Raw genomic sequence first — 22,872 nt, 5'->3', positions numbered from 1 at the left:
CTCAGCCGACGCGGTCGAGGACGACCGGTCCCGGCGAGACGTCGGACCCCGGAGGGGCGATCTCCCAGGCGCCCTCGAGCGCCTGCACGGCCCGGTCGAACCGGTCCGGCGTGTCGGTGTGGAGGGTCATGAGGTGCTGGCCCTTGCGGACGACGTCGCCGGGCTTCGCGAACAGCTCGACACCCGCCCCGGCCTGCACGACGTCCTCCTTGCGGGCGCGCCCCGCGCCGAGGCGCCACGCGGCGACCCCGACGGCGTAGGCGTCCAGCCGCGACATGACGCCGTCGTGGTCCGCGACCACGTGCTCCTTCTCGCGCGCGACGGGCAGCGGCGCGCGCGAGTCGCCGCCCTGCTCGGCGATCATCTCGCGCCACTTGTCGAGGGCCCGCCCGCCGACGAGGGCGTGCTGGACGTCGTCGGGGTCCTGCGGGCGGCCCGCGGCGGCGAGCATCTCGACGGCGAGGGCGACGGTGAGGTCCACGACGTCCTGCGGGCCCTTGCCCTGCATGACCTCGACCGACTCGCGCACCTCGAGCGCGTTGCCCGCCGTGAGGCCGAGCGGCGTCGACATGTCGGTGAGCAGCGCGACCGTACGGACGCCGGCGTCGGTCCCGAGGTCGACCATCGTGCGCGCGAGCTCGCGCGCGGACTCGAGGTCCTTCATGAACGCCCCCGAGCCGACCTTGACGTCGAGGACGAGGGCGCCCGTCCCCTCGGCGATCTTCTTGCTCATGATCGAGCTCGCGATGAGCGGGATCGACTCGACCGTGCCCGTGACGTCGCGCAGGGCGTAGAGGAGCCTGTCCGCGGGCGCGAGCCCGGACCCTGCCTGGCAGATCACCGCACCGACGTGCTCGAGCGCGTTCATCATCTGCTCGTTGGTCAGCGAGGCGCGCCACCCGCGGATCGACTCGAGCTTGTCGAGCGTCCCGCCCGTGTGGCCGAGGCCCCGCCCGGAGAGCTGCGGCACGGCGACGCCGTACGAGGCGACGAGCGGGGCGAGGGGCAGCGTGATCTTGTCGCCGACACCGCCGGTCGAGTGCTTGTCGACGGTCGGGCGGGACAGCCCCGCGAAGTCCATGCGCTCGCCGGACGAGATCATCGCCTGCGTCCAGCGCCCGATCTCGGTGCGGTCCATCCCGTTCAGGTAGATCGCCATCGCGAGCGCGGCCATCTGCTCCTCGGCGACGACGCCCCGCGTGTACGCGTCGATCACCCAGTCGATCTGGGCGCCGTCGAGCAGCCCCCCGTCGCGCTTCGCGCGGATGACGTCGACCGCGTCGAACGGCTCCTGCGCGGGACCGGTCTGCTCCTCGTCGGCCGCGCCACCCTGCACGGCCCCGTCGTCGTTGGTCACGAGCGCACCTCCAGATCGTCGGGCCCGAAGGCGTCGGGCAGCACGTCCCTCATCGTCTTGATACCACGCACGGTGTCGACCAGCAGGTCGGGGCCGCCGTGCTCCCACAGGAGCTGGCGGCAGCGCCCGCACGGCATGAGCGTGGCGCCACGCCCGTCGACGCACGCGAACGCGACGAGCCGCCCGCCCCCGCCGCCGACGAGCGAGCTCACGAGCGAGCACTCGGCGCACAGCGTCACGCCGTACGCGGCGTTCTCGACGTTGCACCCCACGACCACGCGCCCGTCGTCGACGAGCGCGGCGGCGCCGACGGGGTAGCCGGAGTACGGCGCGTACGCCCGCTCCATGATCTCGCGGGCCGCGGAACGCAGCGCCTCCCAGTCGACCGCGGGGTCCGGGTCCCCGACGGCGCCGCGTCCTGGTCGAGCGTCGTCACCGGGGTGCGTCCCGCCGTCGGGCACGTGCGTCATCGGGACCTCACTTCACGTAGGGGATGCCCTCGGCGGCGGGCGGGCGCACACGACCCACGAGGCCGGCGACGGCGAAGATCGTCACGACGTAGGGCGTCATGAGCATGATCTGGCTGGGGATGGGCGTCCCGACGATCCCGAGCACGACCTGCAGGTTGTCGGAGAACCCGAACAGCAGCGCGGCGATCAGCGCGCCGACGGGGTTCCAGCGACCGAGGATCATCGCGGCGAGGGCGATGAAGCCCTTGCCGCCGGTCATCTCCTTGCCGAACGCGAGCCCCGCGGCGACCGTGAAGAACGCTCCGCCGAGCCCGGCGACGGCGCCACCCAGGATGGTGTTGCGCACGCGCGTCGCGTTGACCTTGATGCCCACGGTGTCGGCCGCCTTGGGGTGCTCCCCCACCGCGCGCAGGCGCAGACCCCACCGGCTCTTGAAGAGGAAGACCTGGAGCAGGATCACGACGACGTACATGAGGTACACGAGCAGCGTCTGCCGGAACAGCACCGGCCCGATCACGGGGATCTGCGACAGGACGGGGATCTCGAGGACGGGCAGGGGCGTGCGCGTGTTCCAGGTCGCGGAGTCCGCGGTGAGGACCGTCGAGTAGAGGTAGCTCGTCACCCCGACCACCAGCACGTTGAGCACGACGCCGACGATGATCTGGTTGACCCAGTACTTGACGGAGAAGATCACCAGGAGCACGCCCACGAGCGCACCCGCGATCGGCGCGGCCACGAGCCCGGCGTACGCGCTCGAGGTGAGCGACGCGACGACCGCGGCGAGGAACGCCCCGGCGAGGAGCTGGCCCTCGATCGCGATGTTGATGATGCCGACCCGCTCGCACAGCACGCCCGAGAGCGCGCCGAAGACCAGCGGCACCGCGAGGAACAGCGAACCCTGCAGCAGGCCCGTCAGCGGGATCGACGACTTGCCGGCGCCGGCCCAGCACAGGAAGGCGAAGACGACCAGGACGCCGAACACGATGGGCAGCCAGATGCCGACCTTGCGACGGTCGCGCGCGGCCCAGAAGGAGAGACCGGCGAGCAGGAGGGCGAGGATCGACAGGAAGAGGGCCGCGCCGCTCGAGCTGACGGTGATCGGCTCGATCTGGAAGAAGTCGTCCGCCGTGGAGAGACGGAACGTGGTCTCGCGCCCGCCGGGCGGGAGGAGCGCGAAGACGACGAGCGAGATCAGGCCGATGACGGCGTACGCGATCGGTGCGCGCCAGCTGATCGGCGGCAGCGGCTTCGCGGTCGACCGCGGCGCGGCGGGCTCGCCGGGCACGGTCGGGGCCGGGGTGGTCGCGGTGCTCATGCGCCCGCCTCCTGCGTCGTCAGGGTGGTCGGGGTCGTCGCGCGGTCGCGGCGGCGTGCGGCCTGCCGCTCGGCCCGCGTCGGTCCGCCCGGCGTCGGGAGGCGGAAGATCGCCCGGACCAGCGGGGGTGCCGCGATGAACAGCACGATGAGCGACTGGACGACGAGGACGATGTCGATCGGCGTACCCGTCCGGGCCTGCATGGCGAACCCGCCGGCGCGGAGCGCGCCGAACAGCAGGCCCGCGAGGACCGTGCCGAGCGGCCGCGAGCGGCCCAGGAGGGCGACGGTGATCGCGTCGAAGCCGAAGCTCGCCGCGACGCCGGCCGTGAGCACCTTCTCCGTGCCGAGCACCTGGGCGGCGCCGCCCAGACCGGCGAGGGCGCCGGCGATGGCCATGACCCAGACCGTGACCCACGGGACCGAGATGCCCGCGGTCCGTGCCGCGTTCGGGTTCTCCCCGACGGCGCGGAAGCGGAAGCCGAGCGTCGAGCGCTCCATGAGCCACCAGACGCCGACGGCGACCAGGAGCGCGAGGACGAACCCGAGGTGCAGCCGGTAGCCCTCGCCGAGCAGGAGCGGGAAGGTCGCGCTGCCGGGGATGGGCGGGCTGATCGGGTTGGAGCTGCCCGGTCGCTGGAAGGCGGGCGTCGTGAGCAGGTACGCCACGAGGTACACCGCGATGTTGTTGAGCATGATCGTGACGATCACCTCGTGCGCACCCGTGCGTGCCTTGAGCACGCCCGCGATGCCGGCCCAGATCGCACCGCCGAGCGCAGCGCCGAGGACCGCGAGGGCCAGGTGCAGGCCCGGCGGGAGCGAGAACGTGAAGCCGATGAAGGCGGCGAAGATGCCGCCGAGGATGATCTGCCCCTGCGCGCCGATGTTGAACAGGCCGGCTCGGAAGCCGATGCCGAGCCCGAGCCCCGCGAGGATCAGCGGCACCGACACGGTCATCGTCTCCGTGAGCGGACGCAGCGCGCGCTGCAGGTCCGTCGCCTGGAAGTTGATCACCGCGCCCTGGAACAGCGCGCTGTAGGCGCCGAACACCGCGTCCCACACGGCCGAGAAGAAGTCGGCCGGGCGCGCGAAGAAGTACGTCGCCGCCTCCTGGACCTCCGGGTCGGCAGCGGCGATGAGGACGCCGCCGATCACGAGGGCCGCGACGATCGCGAGCAGCGAGACGAGCCAGCTGCTCTCGAGGATCTCGCGCAGGACGCCCTGCCCGGCGGGCCGCTCGGGCTTCGGCACGTCGCTCGGCGGTGCGGGGGTCGGCGGGGCGACGGGCGTCCCCTCGTCGTCCGGCATGGCCTGCTGGGTCACTGGTCCTCCTCCTCGCGCTGGTCGCGCGGGACGGCGTCGGCCTCGAGGTCGGCCCCGCCGAGGGTCGTGTGGTGCTCCGCGGCCTGGGCGACCGCCTCGTCGAGCGGGACGCCGGCCATCATGAGGCCGAGCACGTCGCGGTCGGTGTCGCCGGGGACGACCCCGACCACCCGGCCGCGGTACATCACCGCGATGCGGTCGGCGAGCGCCAGCACCTCGTCGAGCTCGGTCGACACGATGATCACCGGGGTGCCGTTGTCGCGCTCCTGCACGACCCGGCTGTGCACGAACTCGATCGAGCCGACGTCGAGGCCGCGCGTCGGCTGGGACGCGATGAGCAGCCGGAGCGGGCGCGACATCTCGCGCGCGAGCACGACCTTCTGCTGGTTGCCGCCGGACAGGGTGCCCGCGGGCGCCTCGACGGTCTGGGTGCGCACGTCGAACTCGACGACGCGCTGCTCGGCGTTGGACCGGATCGCGCCCTTGTTCAGCGCCCCGGCGCTCGAGTAGGGCGCGGACGTGAAGAGGTCGAGCACGAGGTTCTCCTGGACCGAGAAGGTCCCGATGATCCCGTCGGTGCTGCGGTCCTCGGGCACGTAGCCGACGCCGGCGCCGAGGACGTCGGCGACCCCACGACCCACGAGCTCCGTGCCGTCGAGCGAGATGGAGCCCGCGACGGGCCGGCGCAGGCCGACGATCGTCTCGGTGAGCTCCGTCTGCCCGTTGCCCTGCACCCCGGCGACGACGAGGATCTCCCCGCGCGCGACGTCGAGGCTGACCCGGTCGACGACCGGCGTCCCGAGCTCGTCCATCACCGTGAGGTCGGTGATGCTGAAGGTGGCGTCGCCGGGCTCGGCCGGGCTCTTGTCCACGCCGAGCGACACGGACCGTCCGACCATGAGCGACGCGAGCTCGGTCTCGCTCGCGCTCGGGTCCGCCGTCCCGACGACCTTGCCGCGGCGGATGACCGTGATCCGGTCGGCGACCGCGCGGACCTCGCGCAGCTTGTGCGTGATGAAGACGATCGAGGTGCCGGCGGCCTTGAGCTGGCGCATGATCGCGATGAGCTCGTCGGTCTCCTGCGGGGTCAGCACCGCGGTGGGCTCGTCGAGGATGAGCACGCGCGCGTCGCGCGAGAGCGCCTTGATGATCTCGACGCGCTGCTGCACGCCCACGGGGATGTCCTCGACCATCGCGTCCGGGTCGACCTCGAAGCCGAACCGGTCGGAGATCTCGCGGACCAGGGTGCGTGCGCGCCGGGCGTCGATGAGCCCGGCGCCCTTGACGGGCTCGTGCCCCAGGGCGACGTTCTCGGCGACCGTGAAGACTGGGACGAGCATGAAGTGCTGGTGCACCATGCCGATGCCGGCGGCCATCGCGTCGCCCGGACCCGTGAAGGTCACCGGGACGTCGTCGACGAGGATCTCTCCGTCGTCGGGGTCGTACAGGCCGTAGAGCACGTTCATGAGCGTGCTCTTCCCGGCCCCGTTCTCCCCCAGCAGGGCGTGGATCTCGCCCGGCTCGATGACCAGGTCGATGTGGTCGTTGGCGACCAGGGACCCGAAGACCTTCGTGATCCCGCGCAGCTCCAGCTTCACCGGCTGCCCTCTCTCCGAACAGGGAACTCCATCGAACCGTACTTCCGCCGTCCCGGCGCAACATGGCGACGGTGGCCCGGGCGGGCTCGCCCGGGCCACCGTCTCAGCCTGTCGTCACGGGGTGTTCGTCGACTCCACGACGAGGTCGCCCGCGATGATCTGCTCCTGGTACTCCGCGAGCTTGTCCTGCAGCTCGGTGGGCACCGCGTCCTCGAAGTCGTGGAACGGGGCCAGGCCCACGCCCTCGTTCTCGAGCGTGCCGACGTACGGCTCGTTGGTGAAGTTGCCGTCGACCGACTCGCTCACCGTGTCGAAGACGGCCGGGCCGATCTCCTTCATCACGGACGTGATGATGATGTCGCCGTACTCCGTGGTGAGGAACCCGTCGGAGTCGACCCAGATGATCTTGGCGTCACCGCTCTGGGCGGCCGCGGCCGCGCCGAGGCCCACCGGGCCGGCGACCGGCATGATGATGTCGGCACCCTGGTCGATGAAGCCCTGGGCGAGGTTCTGGCCGTTCGCCTGGTTCTCGAAGTCGCCGGTGAAGGAACCCGTCTGGGCCTCCTTGTCCCAGCCGAGCGTCTTGACGTCCGTGCCGTTGTCCTCGTTGTACTTCGCGACGCCGTCGACGAAGCCGTCCATGAAGATCGCGACCGACGGGATCTGGATGCCGCCGAACGTCGCGACCGTGCCCGTCTCGCTCATGCCCGCGGCGAGGTAGCCCGCGAGGAACGCGGCCTCGGCCGTGTTGAAGAGGATCGGCTTCGCGTTGTCGAGCTCGACCGGGTTGAAGTCCGCGTCGGAGAACGAGGAGTCGATGAGGGCGAAGTTCGTGTCGGGGTTCGCCTCCGCCGCGGCCTGGATCGGGTCCTCGAGGAGGAAGCCCACGCCGATGACGAGGTTGCAGCCCTGCTGCACGAGGTTGTCGATGTTGGGCCCGTAGTCCGTGTCCGCGGACGACTCGACCTCGGTCGCCGTGATCCCGAGCTCGGACTCCGCCTGCTCCAGGCCCTCGAAGCCGGCCTGGTTGAACGACTGGTCGTCGAAGCCGCCCGCGTCGGAGACCATGCACGCCGAGAAGTCGGTGTTGCCTCCGGCCGTGTCCTCGCCGCCGCCCGTGGTCTCGTCGTCCTCCGGGGCCGCGCCGCACGCGGCCAGCGCGAGCGCGGCCGCAGCCGCGAGCGCGGAGAACTGCATTGCTCTCTTCACGATGAGCTCCTGTCGATGTCCGTCGCTGGCCGCCGTCTTGACCGGGATCCCCCCGGGCGCCGTTGCGCGGGAGGACCACGGGGTCCGTCGACCTCTATGGACCGAAGACTAATCAGCCGGATGCGTCCCGGACGTTACTTGCCGGTAACGCCGCTGCTTCGTTATGCAAGCGTCACTTTGCGTCTGAGGCGTGACACACCCCGGTCCACGGGTCGGGACCGCGGGCGCGGCAGGGTGAGCCGGGCGATCCGCCCGTTGTCCGTCAGCCGAGCGCGACGCGCGCGAGCAGTCTCGTCCCCGCGTCGATCGCGCGCTCGTCGACCTGGAGATCGCCCTGGTGGATGTCGTACGCGCGGCCGCCCGGCGTGCGCGTCCCGAGCCGGGCCATCGCGCCCGGCACCTTCGTGAGATACCACGCGAAGTCCTCGCCGCCGAGCGACTGCTCCGTGAGCAGCACCGAGCCGGGGCCGAGCACGTCGCGCGCCGCGGCCTCGAGCAGACCCGTGCACCGCTCGTCGTTCTCGACCGGTGGGACGCCGCGCGTGTGGTGCACGGTCACCTCGACCTCGTACGGCGCGACGACCTGCTCGACGGCGTCGTGCAGCACCTGCCCGGCGAACTCCCACGCGCGCACGTCGAGGCAGCGCAGCGTGCCGCGCACCGTCCCGGTGCTCGGGATCGCGTTGTGCGCCGAGCCTGCGTGCACGGCGCCCCACGTGAGGTTGACCCCGGAGCGCGGGTCGAGCCGGCGCCCGAGCACCGCGGGGACCTGCGTGATGACCTGCCCGAGTGCGTACACGACGTCACCCGTCAGGTGGGGTCGGGACGTGTGACCACCCGGCGACGCGATCGTCACGGAGACCTCGTCGGACGCCGACGTGATCGGCCCGATCCGCGTCCCGATGTGACCGACGTCGACCTTCGGGTCGCAGTGGATCGCGAAGATCTCGTCCACGCCGTCGAGGCCGCCCGCCGCGAGCACGTCGAGCGACCCGCCCGGCTGCACCTCCTCGGCCGGCTGGAAGATCAGGCGGACCCCACGACGGAGGCCGACCTCGGCGTGCAGGTCCGCGAGCACGAGCCCGGCACCGAGCACCGCCGCGGTGTGCACGTCGTGGCCGCACGCGTGCGCGACGCCGCTCACGGTCGACGCCCACGGCAGCCCGCAGCGGTCCTGCAGCGGCAGCGCGTCGAGGTCCGCGCGCAGCGCGACGCGACCCGGGGCGGGCGCCGGCACGCCGTCCGGGCCCGGGACGAGGTCGCCCGGCGCAGGGCCGACGTCGCACACGAGCCCGGTGCCGGGCAGCGGCCGCGGGTCGAGCCCGGCGGTCCTCAGGCGCTCGGCGAGGAGCGCCGTCGTGCGCGTCTCGGCGCGCGACACCTCCGGGTGCTGGTGGAGGTCACGGCGGATCCCGACGAGCTCGGCGGCGTGGCGCGCCGCGGTGGGCCCGAGCAGGTCCGCGAGGTCGTCCTGCCGGGCGCTCACAGCAGCTCGTCCAACCCCAGCTCGCGCACGGCGTCGACCATCGACTTCACCTGCTGCGCCCGCGCCCTCGTGGTGACGAGGAGGGCGTCGGGAGTGTCGACGACGACGACGTCGTCCAGACCCAGCACCGTCACCACGCGGTCGCCGGCCGGCACGACGACGGAGCCCGCGCTGTCCCGGCGCACGACCTTGCCCGTGTCGCCGAGCACCTTCGAGCCCGCATCGTCCACCGACGGGAGCAGCGCGGCGAGCGAGTTGAAGTCGCCCACGTCGTCCCAGCCGAACGTGCCCGGCACGACGGCGACGCCCCCGACGGCCGCGACCGGCTCGGCGACGGCGTGGTCGATCGCGATCTTCTCGAGCGCCGGCCACGTCTCGGCGAGCACCCGGTCACGGTCCGGCCCGTCCCACGCCGCGGCGACCGTGCGCAGCCCGTCGTGCAGCTCCGGGCGCTGGTCCGCGAGGTGGGCCAGCAGGACCGACGCGCGGACGATGAACATGCCCGCGTTCCACCGGTACTCGCCCGACGCGATGTACTGCTGCGCCGTCGCCGCGTCCGGCTTCTCGGTGAAGCCCTTCACGTGCAGGGCGCTCGGCGCCCCCTCGACCCCGAGCGGCTCGCCGCTGTGCACGTAGCCGAACGCCGTGGAGGGCCGGGAGGCCGCGATCCCGATCGTCACGACGTATCCGGCGCGCGCGGCCTCGACCGCCTCCCGCACCGACGCCTCGAACGCGTCGTGCCCGGTGATGACCTGGTCCGCCGCGAAGGAGCCGATGACCACGTCGCCGTGCCGGCGCTCGAGCACGGCGGCGGCGAGCCCGATCGCCGCCATGGAGTCGCGCGGCGACGGCTCGGCGAGGACGTTCTGCGCCGGCAGAGCGGGCAGCTGGCTCCGCGCCGCGGCCACGTGCCGCTCCCCCGTGACGAGGACGACACCCTCGTCGCCGGTCAGCGGCGTCAGCCGGTCGACCGTCGCCTGGAGCAGCGTGCGCCCGGACCCCGTGAGGTCGAGCAGGAACTTGGGCGCCGTGGCCCGCGACAACGGCCACAGCCGCGTCCCGGCGCCACCCGCCGGGACGACCGCGTAGAACCCGTCGATCGGCGAGCCGGGCCCCCGGGAGGCGGTCGACGGCGTGGCGGAGGGCAGGGCGGGAGAAGGGACCATGAAGGCAGCATAGTGAGGGCCCCGGTTCCCCCGTCGGCTGTGGGATCAGTCACAAACACCCCGCACGAGGCCCTCGCGCGGCCCTCGGCGGTCCGCAGCATGACGCCGATGTCACTATGGTGGAAGCCCAGAGACTGATGCCGACGAGGGCTCTCCGCGGCCCGGGACCATGGTCCCGTCCGCACCGGGTCCGCCCGGCATCTCCCCCTGATCTCGCCACAGGAGGCCCCCAAAGTGCCCAGTGCACCAGCTGGCACGCTCTACCGCGGCCGTGAAGGCATGTGGTCGTGGGTCGCGCACCGCGTGACCGGCGTGCTCATCTTCTTCTTCCTCCTCGTCCACGTGCTCGACACGGCACTGGTACGAGTCTCGCCCGAGGCGTACAACGCCGTCATCGGCACCTACCAGACGCCGATCATGGGGCTGGGCGAGGCGGGCCTCGTGGCCGCGATCGTCTTCCACGCGTTCAACGGCATCCGGATCATCCTCGTCGACTTCTGGGCCAAGGGACCGCGCTACCAGCGCACGATGCTGTGGATCGTCGTCGGCCTGTTCGTCGTGACGATGGCGGGCTTCCTCCCGCGCCACCTGATGAACGTCTTCGGAGGGGGGCACTGATGGCCGCCGCACCCACGGTAGAGGTCGCCTCGCCGCGCGACCCGTACCGGCGCAGGAAGTCGACGCGCAGCAACTACGAGCTGTACAGCTGGATCTTCATGCGCGCCTCGGGCGTCGTGCTGATCGTCCTCATCTTCGGCCACCTCTTCGTCAACCTCATGGTCGGCGAGGGCGTGCACGCGATCGACTTCGGCTTCGTCGCGGGCAAGTGGGCGTCGCCGTTCTGGCAGGTCTGGGACCTGCTCATGCTGTGGCTCGCGATGTTCCACGGCACGAACGGCGTCCGCACGATCATCAACGACTACGCGGAGCGCGACGGCACCCGGCTCGTGCTCAAGCTCGCGCTGTACCTCGCGTTCACGATCGTCACGGTGCTCGGCACCCTCGTGATCTTCACCTTCGAGCCGTGCCCCGCGAACGCGCCGGCCGAGCTGCTCGCCTCGTTCTGCTTCGACTGACGCCCGCAGGACGCCACGCCCCCACCCCCGCCGTCCGCGGCACCACAGCTCTCTCCCAGGAGGCATCGGAACCGATGCAAACCCATCAGTACGACGTCGTCATCGTCGGCGCCGGCGGCGCCGGGATGCGCGCGGCGCTGGAGTCGTCCGGCAAGGTCCGCACGGCCGTCATCTCCAAGCTCTACCCGACGCGCTCCCACACGGGTGCGGCGCAGGGCGGCATGTGCGCCGCGCTCGCCAACGTCGAGGAGGACAACTGGGAGTGGCACACGTTCGACACGGTCAAGGGCGGCGACTACCTCGTCGACCAGGACGCCGCGGAGATCATGGCCAAGGAGGCCATCGACGCGGTCCTCGACCTCGAGCGCATGGGCCTGCCGTTCAACCGCACGCCCGAGGGCCGCATCGACCAGCGCCGCTTCGGCGGGCACACGCGCAACCACGGCGAGGCCGCCGTCCGCCGCTCGTGCTACGCCGCGGACCGCACCGGGCACATGATCCTCCAGACGCTCTACCAGCAGTGCGTCAAGCAGGACGTCGAGTTCTTCAACGAGTTCTACGTGCTCGACCTGATCACGGACCACGACCTCGCCGCCGGGGAGATCCCCGACGACGAGACCGTCACCGCGACCGGCGTCGTCGCCTACGACCTCGCGACCGGCGAGATCCACGTCTTCCAGGCGAAGGCGATCATCTTCGCCACGGGCGGCGCCGGCAAGATCTTCAAGACGACGTCCAACGCCCACACCCTCACGGGCGACGGCATGGCGCTGGCGTACCGGCGGGGCCTGCCGCTCGAGGACATGGAGTTCTTCCAGTTCCACCCGACGGGTCTCGCGGGCCTCGGCATCCTCCTCTCCGAGGCCGCGCGCGGCGAGGGCGGCATCCTGCGCAACTCCGACGGCGAGCGCTTCATGGAGCGCTACGCGCCGACGATCAAGGACCTCGCGCCGCGCGACATCGTCGCCCGCTCGATGGCGAACGAGGTCCGGGAGGGCCGCGGCGCCGGGCCGAACAAGGACTACGTCCTGCTCGACCTCACGCACCTCGAGCCCGCCCACATCGACGCGAAGCTCCCCGACATCACCGAGTTCGCCCGGACGTACCTCGGCATCGAGCCGTACACCGAGCCCGTCCCGGTCTACCCGACCGCGCACTACGCGATGGGCGGCATCCCGACCAACGTCGACGCGGAGGTGCTGCGCGACAGCAGCCACGTCGTCAAGGGTCTCTACGCCGCGGGCGAGGTCGCGTGCGTGAGCGTCCACGGCTCGAACCGCCTCGGCACCAACTCGCTGCTCGACATCAACGTGTTCGGCAAGCGTGCCGGGCGCACCGCCGCCGCCTACGCGGCGACCGCCCAGTACTCCGAGCTGCCCGAGAACCCGGCCGCTGCCGTGATCGCCCAGCTCGAGGAGATGCGCAACCGGCCCGACGGCGAGCGCGTCGCCGACGTCCGCAAGGCGCTCCAGGAGACGATGGACGCGAACGCCCAGGTGTTCCGCACGGGCGACTCGCTCAACGAGGCGCTGTCCGACATCCGCGAGCTGCAGAAGCGGTACCGCAACGTCTCCGTGCAGGACAAGGGCCGGATGTTCAACACCGACCTGCTCGAGGCCATCGAGCTCGGCTTCCTCCTCGACATCGCCGAGGTCACCGTCGTCGCGGCCATCAACCGCAAGGAGTCCCGCGGCGGCCACTACCGCGAGGACTACCCGAACCGGGACGACGCGAACTACATGCTGCACACGATGGCGTACCGCCGTCCGACGTCGGCCTCCGACGTCGCGGACGGGCATGTCACCGGCTACTTCGACCACGTCGAGTCGTTCGACGGGTACAAGGTCGCCCTGGGCTCCAAGCCCGTCACCCAGACCCGGTACGAGCCCATGGAGCGGAAGTACTGATGACTGCCACCCTCGAGAGCCCGTCGGCTCCTGCACCCGAGGCGAAGGCCGGAGAGATCCCCTCGTTCGAGGTCACGCTCCGGATCCGCCGCTTCTCCCCCGAGTCCGCGCACGGCGACGACGCGTACTGGGACGAGTTCACCGTCCTCGCGCACGGCACCGACCGCGTGCTCGACGCGCTCCACAAGATCAAGTGGGAGCACGACGGTTCGCTCACCTTCCGGCGCTCGTGCGCGCACGGTGTGTGCGGCTCGGACGCGATGCGCATCAACGGCCGCAACCGCCTGGCCTGCAAGACGCTGCTCAAGGACGTCAACCCCGACAAGCCCATCACGGTCGAGCCCATCAAGGGTCTGCCCGTGGTCAAGGACCTCGTCGTGGACATGGAGCCGTTCTTCGCGTCCTACCGCGAGATCATGCCGTTCCTCATCACGTCGGGGAACGAGCCGAGCAAGGAGCGCCTGCAGTCCGCCGAGCAGCGCGAGCGCTTCGACGACACCACGAAGTGCATCCTGTGCGCCGCGTGCACGTCGTCGTGCCCCGTGTTCTGGACCGACGGGCAGTACTTCGGCCCGGCCGCGATCGTCAACGCGCACCGGTTCATCTTCGACAGCCGCGACGAGGGCGCCACGCAGCGCCTCGAGATCCTCAACGACAAGGAGGGCGTGTGGCGCTGCCGCACGACCTTCAACTGCACCGAGGCGTGCCCGCGCGGCATCGAGGTCACGAAGGCGATCCAGGAGGTCAAGCGCGCGATGATCACGCGCGCCTTCTGACGCTCGCACCACTCGGCGCGTCGTCACCCTGGGACGGGGTGGGGGTGCTGCTGCCCGGTCGTGGCAGCAGCACCCCCACCCCTTCGTCGTCCCGCTTCGTGATCAGGTCCTGCGGGCGAGGCGGCCCTTGCGGACGCCGCGGACGACAGGGCTCCAGGGCTTGCCCCTGCCGTGGCCCGCACGGACCTGCTCCTCCGGTCCGACCTCGCCGTCCACTCGGACGTGGCGGCCCGGGTTCGTCCGCGCGCCGTCGACCACGGGGAGCTCGGGGCGGCCGTCCCGGGCGTGCCGCGGACCGCCCGGCTCCGGCTCGGGCTCGCGCGGCGGGTCGGCCATCCAGGCGCAGACCGCCAGGAGGATGCGCGCCATGAAGTTCACGAGCAGCAGCAAAGTCACCAGCACGGCGAACGACGCGAGCAGGGCGTTGCGGCTCGCGCTGCCCGCGACGAACGACGACCCGAGGTAGCGCAGGCCCCCGAAGGCGGTGGCGGCGGTGAGAGACCCGACGACGAGGTCCCGGCGCCGCACGTCCACGCCTGCGAGCAGGACGACCACGAGCACGACGACGACCGCGTCGATCAGCACGCTGACGAGCAGGCCCGAGAACGCGACGAGGACCGCGGCGCCACCCGACAGGCCGAGAGCGGCCATCACATGGTTGCCCAGCGTCGTGACCGCGACGCCCGCTGCGGCCGACACGAGGATCATGATCGCGAGGAGGACGAAGCCGAGGAAAGCGCGCACGCGGGCGAGCACCGGGCTCTGGCCTACGTCGCTCACGCCGAACATCGTGCGCACCGCACCGCGGAGGTGGTACATGAACGAGACGGCGGAGAAGAGCAGGACGACTCCTGCGATGGCGCTCGTCACGCTGAGCCCGGAGTCGAGCAGCAGGTCATCGGGCTGGATCACACCGCTCGACCCGTCGACGGCGATGAGGCCCGGCACGAGGTCGTTGATCCACGCGAAGACGGCGTCCATGAGCTCCTGGCGCCCGCCCAGGACCTGCACGAAGATCGTGTACCCGATCGTGAGCGCCGCGAAGAGCGAGAACAGCGCGGAGTACGCGATGCCGCCGCACAGGAGGGCGCCGCGGGAGTAGAGGTAGCGGTACGTCGCGCGGCCGGGCCGGCTGTCCTTCCACCACTCCTCGACCGCCGCCGCACGGGCCGTGACACGCCGGAGCGTCGTCGGCCCAGGGCGGTCCTGCGTGGTCACGCCCTGAGACTACGAGGGGTCCGCGGGGTGGGCATCCCCGGTCAGGTGGAAGAGCTGCCGAGGCCTCCACACGGCGTCGTCGCCGTGCTCGTAGAGGTGGAACCCGTCCACCGCGAACTGCGCCTCGTAGGCCGCCATCTCGTCGAACGCGCGGTCGAGGGCCAGGTCGTCCACCTCGTGCGCCACGGTGACGTGCGGGTGGTAGTTGAAGCGCAGCTCCTGCTCGAGAGGTCCGCTGCGCACGACGCTCTCCAGGTGCTCGCACTCGGCGATGCCCTCGACCACCTGGATGAACACGACCGGTGACACGGGGCGGAAGGTCGCGCTCCCCCGCAGGTGGATCCGGAACGGCGCCGCTCCGCCCGCGACGCGAGCGAGGTGCTCGGCGACCCCGTCGAGCTGTTCCGGGTCGAGCACGGTCGGCCCGAGCAGCGTGATGTGCGGCGGGATCAGCGCGGCGAGAGGATCCCCGAACCGCGCCCGTGCCGCCTGGAGCTCGGGCCCGAACGGCGCGGGAACCTCGATCGCGATGCCGACCCGCACCTGCGAGGGCCCGCGTTCCGGGAGGTTCACGCCGTCGTCCCCCCGGCGGGGAGGAGGCCGACCCGGTCGTAGACCCGCGCGAGCGTCCCGGCGGCGATCTCACGGGCCTTCTGCGCGCCGCGCGCGAGGACCGCGTCGAGCTCGGCCGGGTCCGCGAGATACGTGTTCGCCCGCTCCTGGAACGGCGTGAGGAACTCGACGACGACGTCGGCCAGGTCCACCTTGAGGTGCCCGTAGCCGCGGCCGTCGTACTCGGCAGCGATCGCCTCGACGTCGCGGCCGGTGAGCGCCGAGAAGATCGTGAGGAGGTTCGACACGCCCGGCTTGGCGACCGGGTCGTAGCGGATCTCGTTCTCCGAGTCCGTCGCGGCCGAGCGGATGCGCTTCGCGGCGACCTTCGGGTCCTCGAGCAGCCAGATGACGCCCTTGCCGTTCGACGAGGACTTGCTCATCTTCGCGGTCGGCTCCTGCAGGTCGTAGATCTTCGCGACCGACCGCACGATGTGCGGCTCCGGGACCACCGCGGTGCCGTCGCCGAAGCGCGCGTTGAGCCGCTCCGCGAGGTTGCGGGCGAGCTCGAGGTGCTGGCGCTGGTCCTCGCCGACGGGGACGAGCGCGGCGTCGTAGAGCAGGATGTCCGCGGCCATGAGCACGGGGTACGTGAAGAGGCCCACGGTCGTGCCCTCGGCACCCTGCTTCGCGGACTTGTCCTTGAACTGCGTCATCCGGCCGGCCTCGCCGAAACCGGTCTGGCACGAGAGCACCCACGACAGCTCCGCGTGCTGCGGGACGTGCGACTGGACGAACAGCGCGGAGCGGTCCGGGTCGACGCCGCCGGCGAGGTACTGGGCCGCCGTGCGCCGCGTGCGCTCACGCAGGCTCGCCGGGTCCGGGTTCACCGTGAGGGCGTGGAGGTCGACGACGCAGTACAGCGCGTCGTAGGAGTCCTGCAGCGCGACCCACTGCGTCAGCGCGCCGATGTAGTTGCCGAGCTGCAGCGAGTCCTCGGTGGGCTGCATCCCGGACAGGATGCGGGGAGCGGTCCCCGGCGGCTTCGTGCCGCTCTGCGACGACGCGGTTGCCGTTCCGGTCTCGGTCACCTCGATGGACATTCGCCCATTCTGACAGGTCGACGGGCGCCGACCGAATCGCGTCCGCGGTGTCGGCACACGGCACGAGCCGGGTGCGACGGGTGCCGTCAGGTCGCCTCGTCGTCGAACGGTGCGGGCCCGACCGGTGCCGTCGGGGCAGGCGCAGGCGGCGGCTGGACGCGCGTCGGTGCGGGCTCGTCGTCGAGCAGCGCCTCGCGCACGATACGGCGCGGGTCGTACTGGCGCGGGTCCAGCTTCGACCAGTCGACGTCACCGATCTCCTCGCCGATCTCGGCGTCGACCCGCGCCTTGGCGTCGCGCACGTAGCCGCGCGCAGAGCGCACGAACCCGCCGAGCTGCTCGGCGTACCGGGGCAGCCGTTCGGGACCGATGATGATCACCGCGACGACGAGGAGCACGACGAACTCGGCTCCGTTGATCCCGAACACGGCGTCAGACTACTCGCTCGTCGCCTCGTCGAGGACGACACGCACGTCGCGCTCCTGCCCGTCGGTCCGCACGCGCAGCGTGACCGCGTCCCCCGGTGCCTTGGCGCGGATCGCGACGATGAGCTCGTCGGACTCCGTGACGGGGCGCCCGTCGATCGACAGGATGACGTCGCCGGGGCGGATCCCCGCGGCGTCGGCGGGACCCTCGGGGGTCACGGCCTGCTGCCCCTGCTGCTCGTCGGTCGAGACCTGGACGCCCTCGCCCTGGTACCGCTGGTCGAGCAGCACGCCGATGACCGGGTAGGTCGCGACGCCGTCGCCGATGAGCTGTTCCGCCGTCCGTCGCGCCTGGTTGGAGGGGATCGCGAAACCCAGGCCGATGCTTCCCGTCGCCGCCATGGCACCCGGCGGCTGCGCGATGGCGGAGTTGATCCCGACGACCTCGCCCTGCCCGTTGACGAGCGGCCCCCCGGAGTTGCCCGGGTTGATCGCCGCGTCCGTCTGGATGGCGTTGATGAACGCCGTCTGCGCCGCCTCCCCGGCCTGCACGGGCCGGTTGAGCGCGCTGACGATGCCCGTCGTGACGGTGCCGTTGAGCCCGAGGGGCGCCCCGACGGCGACCACCGGGTCCCCGACGGCCACGCCGTCGGAGTCGCCCAGCGCGAGCGGGGTCAGGCCGGAGTCCTCGACCTTGACGACCGCGAGGTCGTAGTCGACCGTCCGGCCGACGAGCTCGGCCGGGCTCTCGTGGCCGTCGGCGAAGAGCACGACGACCTCGCCGCCGTCGGACGCGCCGGCCACGACGTGGTTGTTCGTGAGGATGTAGCCGTCCTCCGTGAGCACGAACCCGGAACCCGTCGCGACACCGTCCCCGCCCCGCACCTGGAGCGAGACGACGCTGGGCAGCACGGTCGCCGCGATGTCCGCCACGGAGCCGGGCGCCCGATCCACCTCCGACTCGACGCTCGCCGCGGGCAGGGTGACGGCCGTCCGCTGCGACGGTCCGTCGAGGAGACGGTCGGCCGCCACCCCGCCGAGCGCTCCCGCGACGAGCGCGAGGACGACGAGGCTCACGACGCTGCCCGTGCCCAGCCGTCGGCGTCGTCCCGCGACGACGGGCGGCGCGACGAGCGTCGGGTCCACCGTCGGCCGACCGAGGTCGGGATAACCGCCCACCGGCGAGGTCGCGGACGGCTCGCCGAACGAGCGCAACGGGTCCCACGGGTCCTGCGCCGAGGCACCGGTGCGTCCCAGAGCCGTCGTGCCGGTCGCGGCGGGGACGGTCGACCCGTTCGTCGCCGGCCCGCTCGCCGCAGGCTCCCGGGTCCCCGGCTCACGGGTCCCCGGCGCGGAGGCGTCCGTCCGGGACGGGGGCGGCGGCACCGGGAGCGACGTCGGAGCGACGCGGGCGACGGACCGGTACGCCGACGGCGGCGCGAAGGGGTTGTGCGGTGCCTGCGGTGCCTGCGGTGCCTGCGGTGCCTGCGGTGCCTCGTCAGGGCGCTTCGGGGCGTCGCCGCCGGGCGAGGATGCAGCGGGATCGGTCATGAGGTGCCGAGCGCTCCTGTCATGGTCGTCCAGCCCCGGGAGATGCGCGCCGGGACCCCGGCATCGTAGTCGCGGTCGGGGAACGCCGCCACGAGATCGGCCAGCACCTCGTCCTCGGTGTCCGCGACGACGTCGACCACCGTGTCACCGGACTGCCACACCACGTGCCACGGTTCCTCGGACAGCACGTGCACGCGGCGACCGTCGACGTCCCAGGTGTCGAGACCGGCGAGCGCGGCCTCGTCGAGCAGACCGACCTGCTCACGGACGACGATCTCCCCCGTCGGGGTGGCGAGGTCGATCTCGAGGACCCGCCGGGCCGCGTCCTCCCGCACGGCGGCCACCGTGACACCGTCGGGCAGCTCGGTGGGCCCGGTCCAACCCTGCGCCGCGAGCGACGCGAGACCGGTCTCGGCGCCGCCGGCCACCGAGCCGGTCCCCGCCGCGGTGATGCGCGGGGCGGCCTGGGCCAGCACTGTCAGGGGGTCCGACCGGTGCAGCTCCGGGGTGACGACCGGGCTCTCGCCGAGCGCGAACAGCCCGACGGCCACGACCCCGGCACCTCCGGCGACCACCATCGCGACCCGCCGACGGAGCATCCCGCCGCGCAGCTCGCCGCTCCACGCCCCGGCCGGCAGGACGGGGCGCTGCGCCCACGGGTCGGCGGCCGTCGGCGCACGGCGCAGCGGGTCCTGGTCGCTCGGGGGGATCTGGGCCGAGAGCGCGAGGAGTCGCGCGGTGAGGTCGGGCGCCGGCTCGACGTGGGCGGCGGCGCTCAGTGCACGGCGTGCGTCCCGGGCCGCGGCGAGCTCGTCGGCGCACCGGCGGCACCCCGCGACGTGGCTGAGAGCGCGCTCGGACTCGGCCGGCGAGAGCTGGCCGTCGACGAGCGCGGAGAGCCGCGATCCCAGGTGGGACGTCACGCCACCTCCTGGGCGGTGCGCACGGACCGCTCGTCGGAGGAGGAGGCCGGCCGGTCGTGCGGGTCGCGGTGCGGCAGCGCCGCGCGCAGCTGCGCGCGGGCGCGGTGGATCCGGGAGCGCACGGTCCCGAGCTTGATCCCGAGCGTGAGCGCGATCTCCTCGTAGGACAGCCCTTCGATGTCGCACAGCACGACGGCCGCGCGGTACTCGGGGCTCAGGCCGTCGAGCGCGCGCTGGACGTCGTGGTCGAGGTTCGCGTGCTCGAAGCCCCGCTCGGGCTGGGCGAGCTCCCCACGGGCCGGGTAGTGGGAGTCGTCGTCGCCCATGGCCTCCATGCGGATGCGCTGCTTGCGGCGGACCTGGTCGAGGAAGAGGTTCGTGGTGATCCGGTGGAGCCAGCCCTCGAACGTGCCCGGCGTGTAGCTCGACAACGAGCGGAACACGCGGACGAACGTCTCCTGGGTGAGGTCCTCGGCGTCGTGCCGGTTCCCGGTGAGGCGGTAGGCGAGCCGGAACACGCGGGCCGAGTGCTCGCGGACGATCTCGTCCCAGGAGGGCGGAACCCACGCGCCCGCGCCCTCCGGTCCGCTCGCCGGGGTCGTCGGTCGTCTGTCGCTCACACCGTTCATCGTCCCAGAAGAACGCCCGGTGCCCGGCCGGTGTTCCCGGTCCCCGACCGGACCCGCGCCGCACGTCCACGCCACGCGCACACGTGGGCGGACGGGCCCCGGCGCGCCGCCGGCACCGGACGGGGCGTCGTCCCGGGCGTCGTGGGCGATCGCGGGTACCATCCGAGACAGGGTGCGCTCCGCGCCCACCCCGCACCCATCCCGCGCCCGCCGGGTGCGAGGGAAGTCAGGGCCCGAGCACGCGGAGGCTTCGATCAGCAACGACGTCGGCACCAACCGCAGCGCCAAGGCGGCCAGCTGGGTGTACAGCGAGGACTTCGTCCCCGAGGACGAGGTCCTCCTGCGCGCCCGCGACCGCGCCGCCGAGCTCGGCTGCCCGGCCATCCTGCCCGGCGCCGGCGCGGTCCTGCGCGTCCTCGCCGCGGCGCTCGGGGCACGCTCCGTGGTGGAGATCGGCACGGGCACGGGCGTCGCGTCGCTCTGGCTGCTGCGCGGCATGCCCGCGGACGGCGTCCTCACCACGATCGACGTCGAGGTCGAGCACCAGCGCGCGGCGAAGGAGGCCTTCGCCGAGGAAGGGCTGCCGCCGGCACGCACCCGGACGATCCCCGGCCGGGCGAGCGACGTCCTGCCCCGCCTCACCGACGGCGCGTACGACCTCGTCCTCGTCGGGGCCGACAAGCACAGCTATCCCGAGTTCGTCGAGCAGGGTCTGCGGCTCCTGCGCCCGGGCGGGGTGCTGGCCGTGGACGGCGCACTCTCGCACGACCGCGTCGCCGACCCGGCGCGACGCGACGAGGTCACCACGATCGTGCGCGAGGTCGGGCGTTCGCTGCGCGCCGACGACCGCGTGCTCCCGGCGCTCCTGCCGAGCGGCGACGGCCTGCTGCTCGCCGTGCGCCGCTGAGGACCACCCGTCAGAGCCGGTCCAGCGCCGCCAGGAGCAGTCGCGCGCCGTAGCCCGTGGCGCCCTCGGTGACCTCGTGGCGGTCGGACGTCGCCCGGGCCGGTCCCGCGATGTCGAGGTGCGCCCACGGCACGTCCCCGACGAACTCGCGCAGGAACAGCGCGGCCGTGATCGACCCTCCCCCAGGGCTCTCGAGGGGGACGTGGCGCAGGTCCGCCACCTCGGACCGCAGGGCCTGCGCGTAGTCCTCCACCAGGGGCATGCGCCACACGCGCTCCCCGGTGGCGACCGCGGCGTCCTCGATCGCCCCGGCGAGCGCGTCGTCGGTCGCGTAGAGCGCGCCGTGCCCCCGCCCGAGGCCGAGGCTCGCGGCACCGGTGAGCGTCGCGACGTCGACGAGCACGTCCGGCGCGAGCTCGGCGAGCGCGTAGCCGAGCGCGTCCGCGAGGACGAGACGCCCCTCGGCGTCCGTGTTCGCGACCTCGACCGTGCGCCCCGACCAGGTGCGCAGCACGTCACCGGGCCGGTACGAGGCCGCGCCGACGTGGTTCTCCGCGAGAGGGAGCACCGCCGTCACACGGTGCGCGGACCGCGTCTCCGCGGCGCCGATCACGACGGCGAGCGCCACCGCTGCGCCGGCCATGTCGGTCTTCATCGGCACCATGGCCTCGCGCGGCTTGATCGACAGGCCGCCGGTGTCGTACGTGATCCCCTTGCCGACGACCACGACGTGGCGGGGCGAGCCCGTGCCGTCCGCGACCGTTCCGTGGTCGCGCGGGTCGTAGGTGACCGTCACGAGCCGTGGCTCGCGCGCCGAGCCGGCGCCGACGGCGAGGATCGCCCCGAAGCCCTCGGTCGCGAGCTCGTCCGCTCCGCGGACGCGGACGTCCAGGCCGTGCTCCTCCGCGATCGAGCGGGCCTGCTCCGCGAGCCAGGCGGGGTCCTTCAGGTCCGAGGGCGTGTTCGCCAGGTCCCGGGCGAGCCAGGTGGCGCGCGCGGCCCGTCGGGCGGCCTCGATCGCCGGCTCCGGGTCGTGGCTCGACTCCGCGGTGAGGAGCACGAGCTGCTCGGCCGGCGCCTCGGCACCGCGTCGCCCGGTGGGCTCCTGCGCCGGGGTCCGCGCCGACGGCCGGACGGCTGCCGAGCCGGAGCGGCGCTGCTGCCGGTAGGCCGCGAGCAGGTAGCCCTCGACGAAAGCGCGCACCTCGTCCGGGTCCGCCTCGGACGTCACGGCGCTCACGACGCGTTCGAGCCCGCGGACCGAGCGGGCGAGCGCAGCGCCGGCCCGCCGCAGTGCGGCAGCGTCCCCGGACCCGACGCCCAGGAGGACGAGCCGCGTCGGCAGCCCGGCCCACGGCAGTCTCCCGGGCGACCCCACGTGGGCGCGCGGCAGGTCGACGCGCACGACGTCGCCGGGCCGCCCCTCGAACGAGGGACCGCCGGAGCGCTCGGCCAGCTCCGCGAGGTCGACGCCGTACCGCACCGCGGCGTCGACGGTACCGGCGCGGGGCTGGAGACCGTCCCCCGGCTCCCGGGCGGGAGCGACGGCGACGACGAGCGCCGCGACGTCGTCGTCCACCAGGAGCGGGGACTCGCGCACGGTCCCCCGGGCCGCCACCACGTCGGGCAGCGGGCGCGGGATGCCGGGCGCCCCCGTCACGGCGCGGTCACGAGCCGCCAATCAGCCCACCACGGCCTGGAGCGCGTCGCCGAGCTCGCTGGCCTCGGTCGCGTTGAGCTCCACGACGAGCCGCCCACCACCCTCGAGCGGGACGCGCATGACGATGCCTCGCCCTTCCTTGGTGACCTCCAGCGGGCCGTCACCCGTCCGCGGCTTCATCGCAGCCATTGGTGGCTCTCCATTTCCGTAGTCCCGGGTCCA

Annotated in this window: 22 protein-coding genes; 5 read left to right on the top strand and 17 right to left on the bottom strand. The window is 72.7% G+C overall.

What is annotated here, in order from left to right; genetic code table 11:
- Position 1: 1 nt before the first annotated feature.
- The 8 genes from NFS20_RS18490 to NFS20_RS18455 form a co-directional block, all read right to left on the bottom strand.
- On the bottom strand, positions 2-1,336 hold the full coding sequence (locus NFS20_RS18490) for a thymidine phosphorylase (RefSeq protein WP_251153364.1): 1,335 nt from the start codon (positions 1,334-1,336) through the stop codon (positions 2-4).
- A 17-nt stretch (positions 1,337-1,353) separates the two neighbouring features.
- A complete protein-coding gene (locus NFS20_RS18485) occupies positions 1,354-1,827 on the bottom strand; it encodes a cytidine deaminase (protein ID WP_285821154.1) in 474 nt (157 codons plus the stop codon).
- A gap of 7 nt (positions 1,828-1,834) precedes the next feature.
- The gene (locus tag NFS20_RS18480; protein WP_251153266.1) at positions 1,835-3,142 is read right to left on the bottom strand and encodes an ABC transporter permease; all 1,308 of its coding nucleotides are present in this window, start codon (positions 3,140-3,142) and stop codon (positions 1,835-1,837) included.
- Positions 3,139-4,449, bottom strand: a complete 1,311-nt coding sequence (locus NFS20_RS18475) for an ABC transporter permease (protein ID WP_502800840.1) — start codon at positions 4,447-4,449, stop codon at positions 3,139-3,141. The genes NFS20_RS18480 and NFS20_RS18475 overlap by 4 nt, the downstream gene beginning before the upstream one ends.
- Positions 4,450-4,460: 11 nt before the next feature.
- Positions 4,461-6,062, bottom strand: coding sequence for an ABC transporter ATP-binding protein (locus tag NFS20_RS18470; protein ID WP_251153264.1), 1,602 nt, complete (start codon positions 6,060-6,062; stop codon positions 4,461-4,463).
- Between the two features lie 114 nt (positions 6,063-6,176).
- Positions 6,177-7,271 (bottom strand): BMP family lipoprotein, encoded by a 1,095-nt coding sequence (locus tag NFS20_RS18465; RefSeq protein WP_251153263.1) that lies wholly within the window; start codon positions 7,269-7,271, stop codon positions 6,177-6,179.
- Positions 7,272-7,533: 262 nt separating this feature from the next.
- Positions 7,534-8,757, bottom strand: coding sequence for an amidohydrolase (locus NFS20_RS18460; RefSeq protein WP_502800837.1), 1,224 nt, complete (start codon positions 8,755-8,757; stop codon positions 7,534-7,536).
- Entirely contained in the window at positions 8,754-9,923 is a 1,170-nt protein-coding gene (locus tag NFS20_RS18455) for a mannose-1-phosphate guanylyltransferase (protein ID WP_251153262.1), read from the bottom strand. Before NFS20_RS18455 ends, NFS20_RS18460 begins: the two co-directional genes overlap by 4 nt.
- A 234-nt stretch (positions 9,924-10,157) precedes the next feature.
- On the opposite strand from NFS20_RS18455, the gene sdhC reads away from it, so the two are divergent.
- The 4 genes from sdhC to NFS20_RS18435 all read left to right on the top strand — a co-directional run bounded on the left by sdhC (position 10,158) and on the right by NFS20_RS18435 (position 13,682).
- Positions 10,158-10,541 (top strand): succinate dehydrogenase, cytochrome b556 subunit, encoded by a 384-nt coding sequence (gene sdhC, locus NFS20_RS18450; RefSeq protein ID WP_081772373.1) that lies wholly within the window; start codon positions 10,158-10,160, stop codon positions 10,539-10,541.
- Positions 10,541-10,999 (top strand): succinate dehydrogenase hydrophobic membrane anchor subunit, encoded by a 459-nt coding sequence (locus tag NFS20_RS18445; protein WP_251153261.1) that lies wholly within the window; start codon positions 10,541-10,543, stop codon positions 10,997-10,999. Before sdhC ends, NFS20_RS18445 begins: the two co-directional genes overlap by 1 nt.
- A 74-nt stretch (positions 11,000-11,073) precedes the next feature.
- Positions 11,074-12,906 carry a succinate dehydrogenase flavoprotein subunit gene (sdhA, locus tag NFS20_RS18440; RefSeq protein ID WP_251153260.1) on the top strand — a complete coding sequence of 611 codons (1,833 nt, stop codon included), beginning with the start codon at positions 11,074-11,076 and terminating at the stop codon, positions 12,904-12,906.
- Positions 12,906-13,682, top strand: a complete 777-nt coding sequence (locus tag NFS20_RS18435) for a succinate dehydrogenase iron-sulfur subunit (protein WP_251153259.1) — start codon at positions 12,906-12,908, stop codon at positions 13,680-13,682. Before sdhA ends, NFS20_RS18435 begins: the two co-directional genes overlap by 1 nt.
- 102 nt (positions 13,683-13,784) lie before the next feature.
- Here NFS20_RS18435 and NFS20_RS18430 read toward each other — a convergent pair whose 3' ends face one another.
- From NFS20_RS18430 to sigE, 7 genes are all read right to left on the bottom strand, one after another.
- Positions 13,785-14,900, bottom strand: coding sequence for a YihY/virulence factor BrkB family protein (locus NFS20_RS18430; RefSeq protein ID WP_251153258.1), 1,116 nt, complete (start codon positions 14,898-14,900; stop codon positions 13,785-13,787).
- 9 nt (positions 14,901-14,909) lie between these two features.
- Positions 14,910-15,473, bottom strand: coding sequence for a 2'-5' RNA ligase family protein (locus NFS20_RS18425; protein ID WP_251153257.1), 564 nt, complete (start codon positions 15,471-15,473; stop codon positions 14,910-14,912).
- The gene (gene trpS, locus NFS20_RS18420) at positions 15,470-16,555 is read right to left on the bottom strand and encodes a tryptophan--tRNA ligase (protein WP_285821153.1); all 1,086 of its coding nucleotides are present in this window, start codon (positions 16,553-16,555) and stop codon (positions 15,470-15,472) included. The genes NFS20_RS18425 and trpS overlap by 4 nt, the downstream gene beginning before the upstream one ends.
- Before the next feature lie 86 nt (positions 16,556-16,641).
- Positions 16,642-16,983, bottom strand: a complete 342-nt coding sequence (locus tag NFS20_RS18415; RefSeq protein ID WP_251153256.1) for a twin-arginine translocase TatA/TatE family subunit — start codon at positions 16,981-16,983, stop codon at positions 16,642-16,644.
- A 9-nt stretch (positions 16,984-16,992) separates the two neighbouring features.
- On the bottom strand, positions 16,993-18,531 hold the full coding sequence (locus tag NFS20_RS18410) for a S1C family serine protease (RefSeq protein ID WP_251153255.1): 1,539 nt from the start codon (positions 18,529-18,531) through the stop codon (positions 16,993-16,995).
- Positions 18,528-19,454: a zf-HC2 domain-containing protein gene (locus NFS20_RS18405; RefSeq protein ID WP_251153254.1), complete on the bottom strand. Its 927-nt coding sequence runs from the start codon at positions 19,452-19,454 to the stop codon at positions 18,528-18,530. Before NFS20_RS18405 ends, NFS20_RS18410 begins: the two co-directional genes overlap by 4 nt.
- Positions 19,451-20,074: an RNA polymerase sigma factor SigE gene (sigE, locus tag NFS20_RS18400; protein ID WP_251153253.1), complete on the bottom strand. Its 624-nt coding sequence runs from the start codon at positions 20,072-20,074 to the stop codon at positions 19,451-19,453. The genes NFS20_RS18405 and sigE overlap by 4 nt, the downstream gene beginning before the upstream one ends.
- Before the next feature lie 262 nt (positions 20,075-20,336).
- On the opposite strand from sigE, the gene NFS20_RS18395 reads away from it, so the two are divergent.
- Positions 20,337-20,990, top strand: coding sequence for an O-methyltransferase (locus NFS20_RS18395; RefSeq protein ID WP_251153360.1), 654 nt, complete (start codon positions 20,337-20,339; stop codon positions 20,988-20,990).
- A gap of 10 nt (positions 20,991-21,000) precedes the next feature.
- Here NFS20_RS18395 and NFS20_RS18390 read toward each other — a convergent pair whose 3' ends face one another.
- Positions 21,001-22,671 (bottom strand): leucyl aminopeptidase family protein, encoded by a 1,671-nt coding sequence (locus tag NFS20_RS18390; protein WP_251153252.1) that lies wholly within the window; start codon positions 22,669-22,671, stop codon positions 21,001-21,003.
- Complete coding sequence (locus NFS20_RS18385; protein ID WP_069387794.1) at positions 22,672-22,839, bottom strand: DUF3117 domain-containing protein; 168 nt, start codon at positions 22,837-22,839, stop codon at positions 22,672-22,674.
- Positions 22,840-22,872 lie beyond the last annotated feature (33 nt).

Source organism: Cellulosimicrobium sp. Marseille-Q4280, assembly GCF_943181405.1.
Classification (GTDB): Bacteria; Actinomycetota; Actinomycetes; order Actinomycetales; family Cellulomonadaceae; genus Cellulosimicrobium.
The sequence above is the reverse complement of the archived record's forward strand: the minus strand, read 5'-3'. Positions and strand labels throughout refer to the sequence as shown.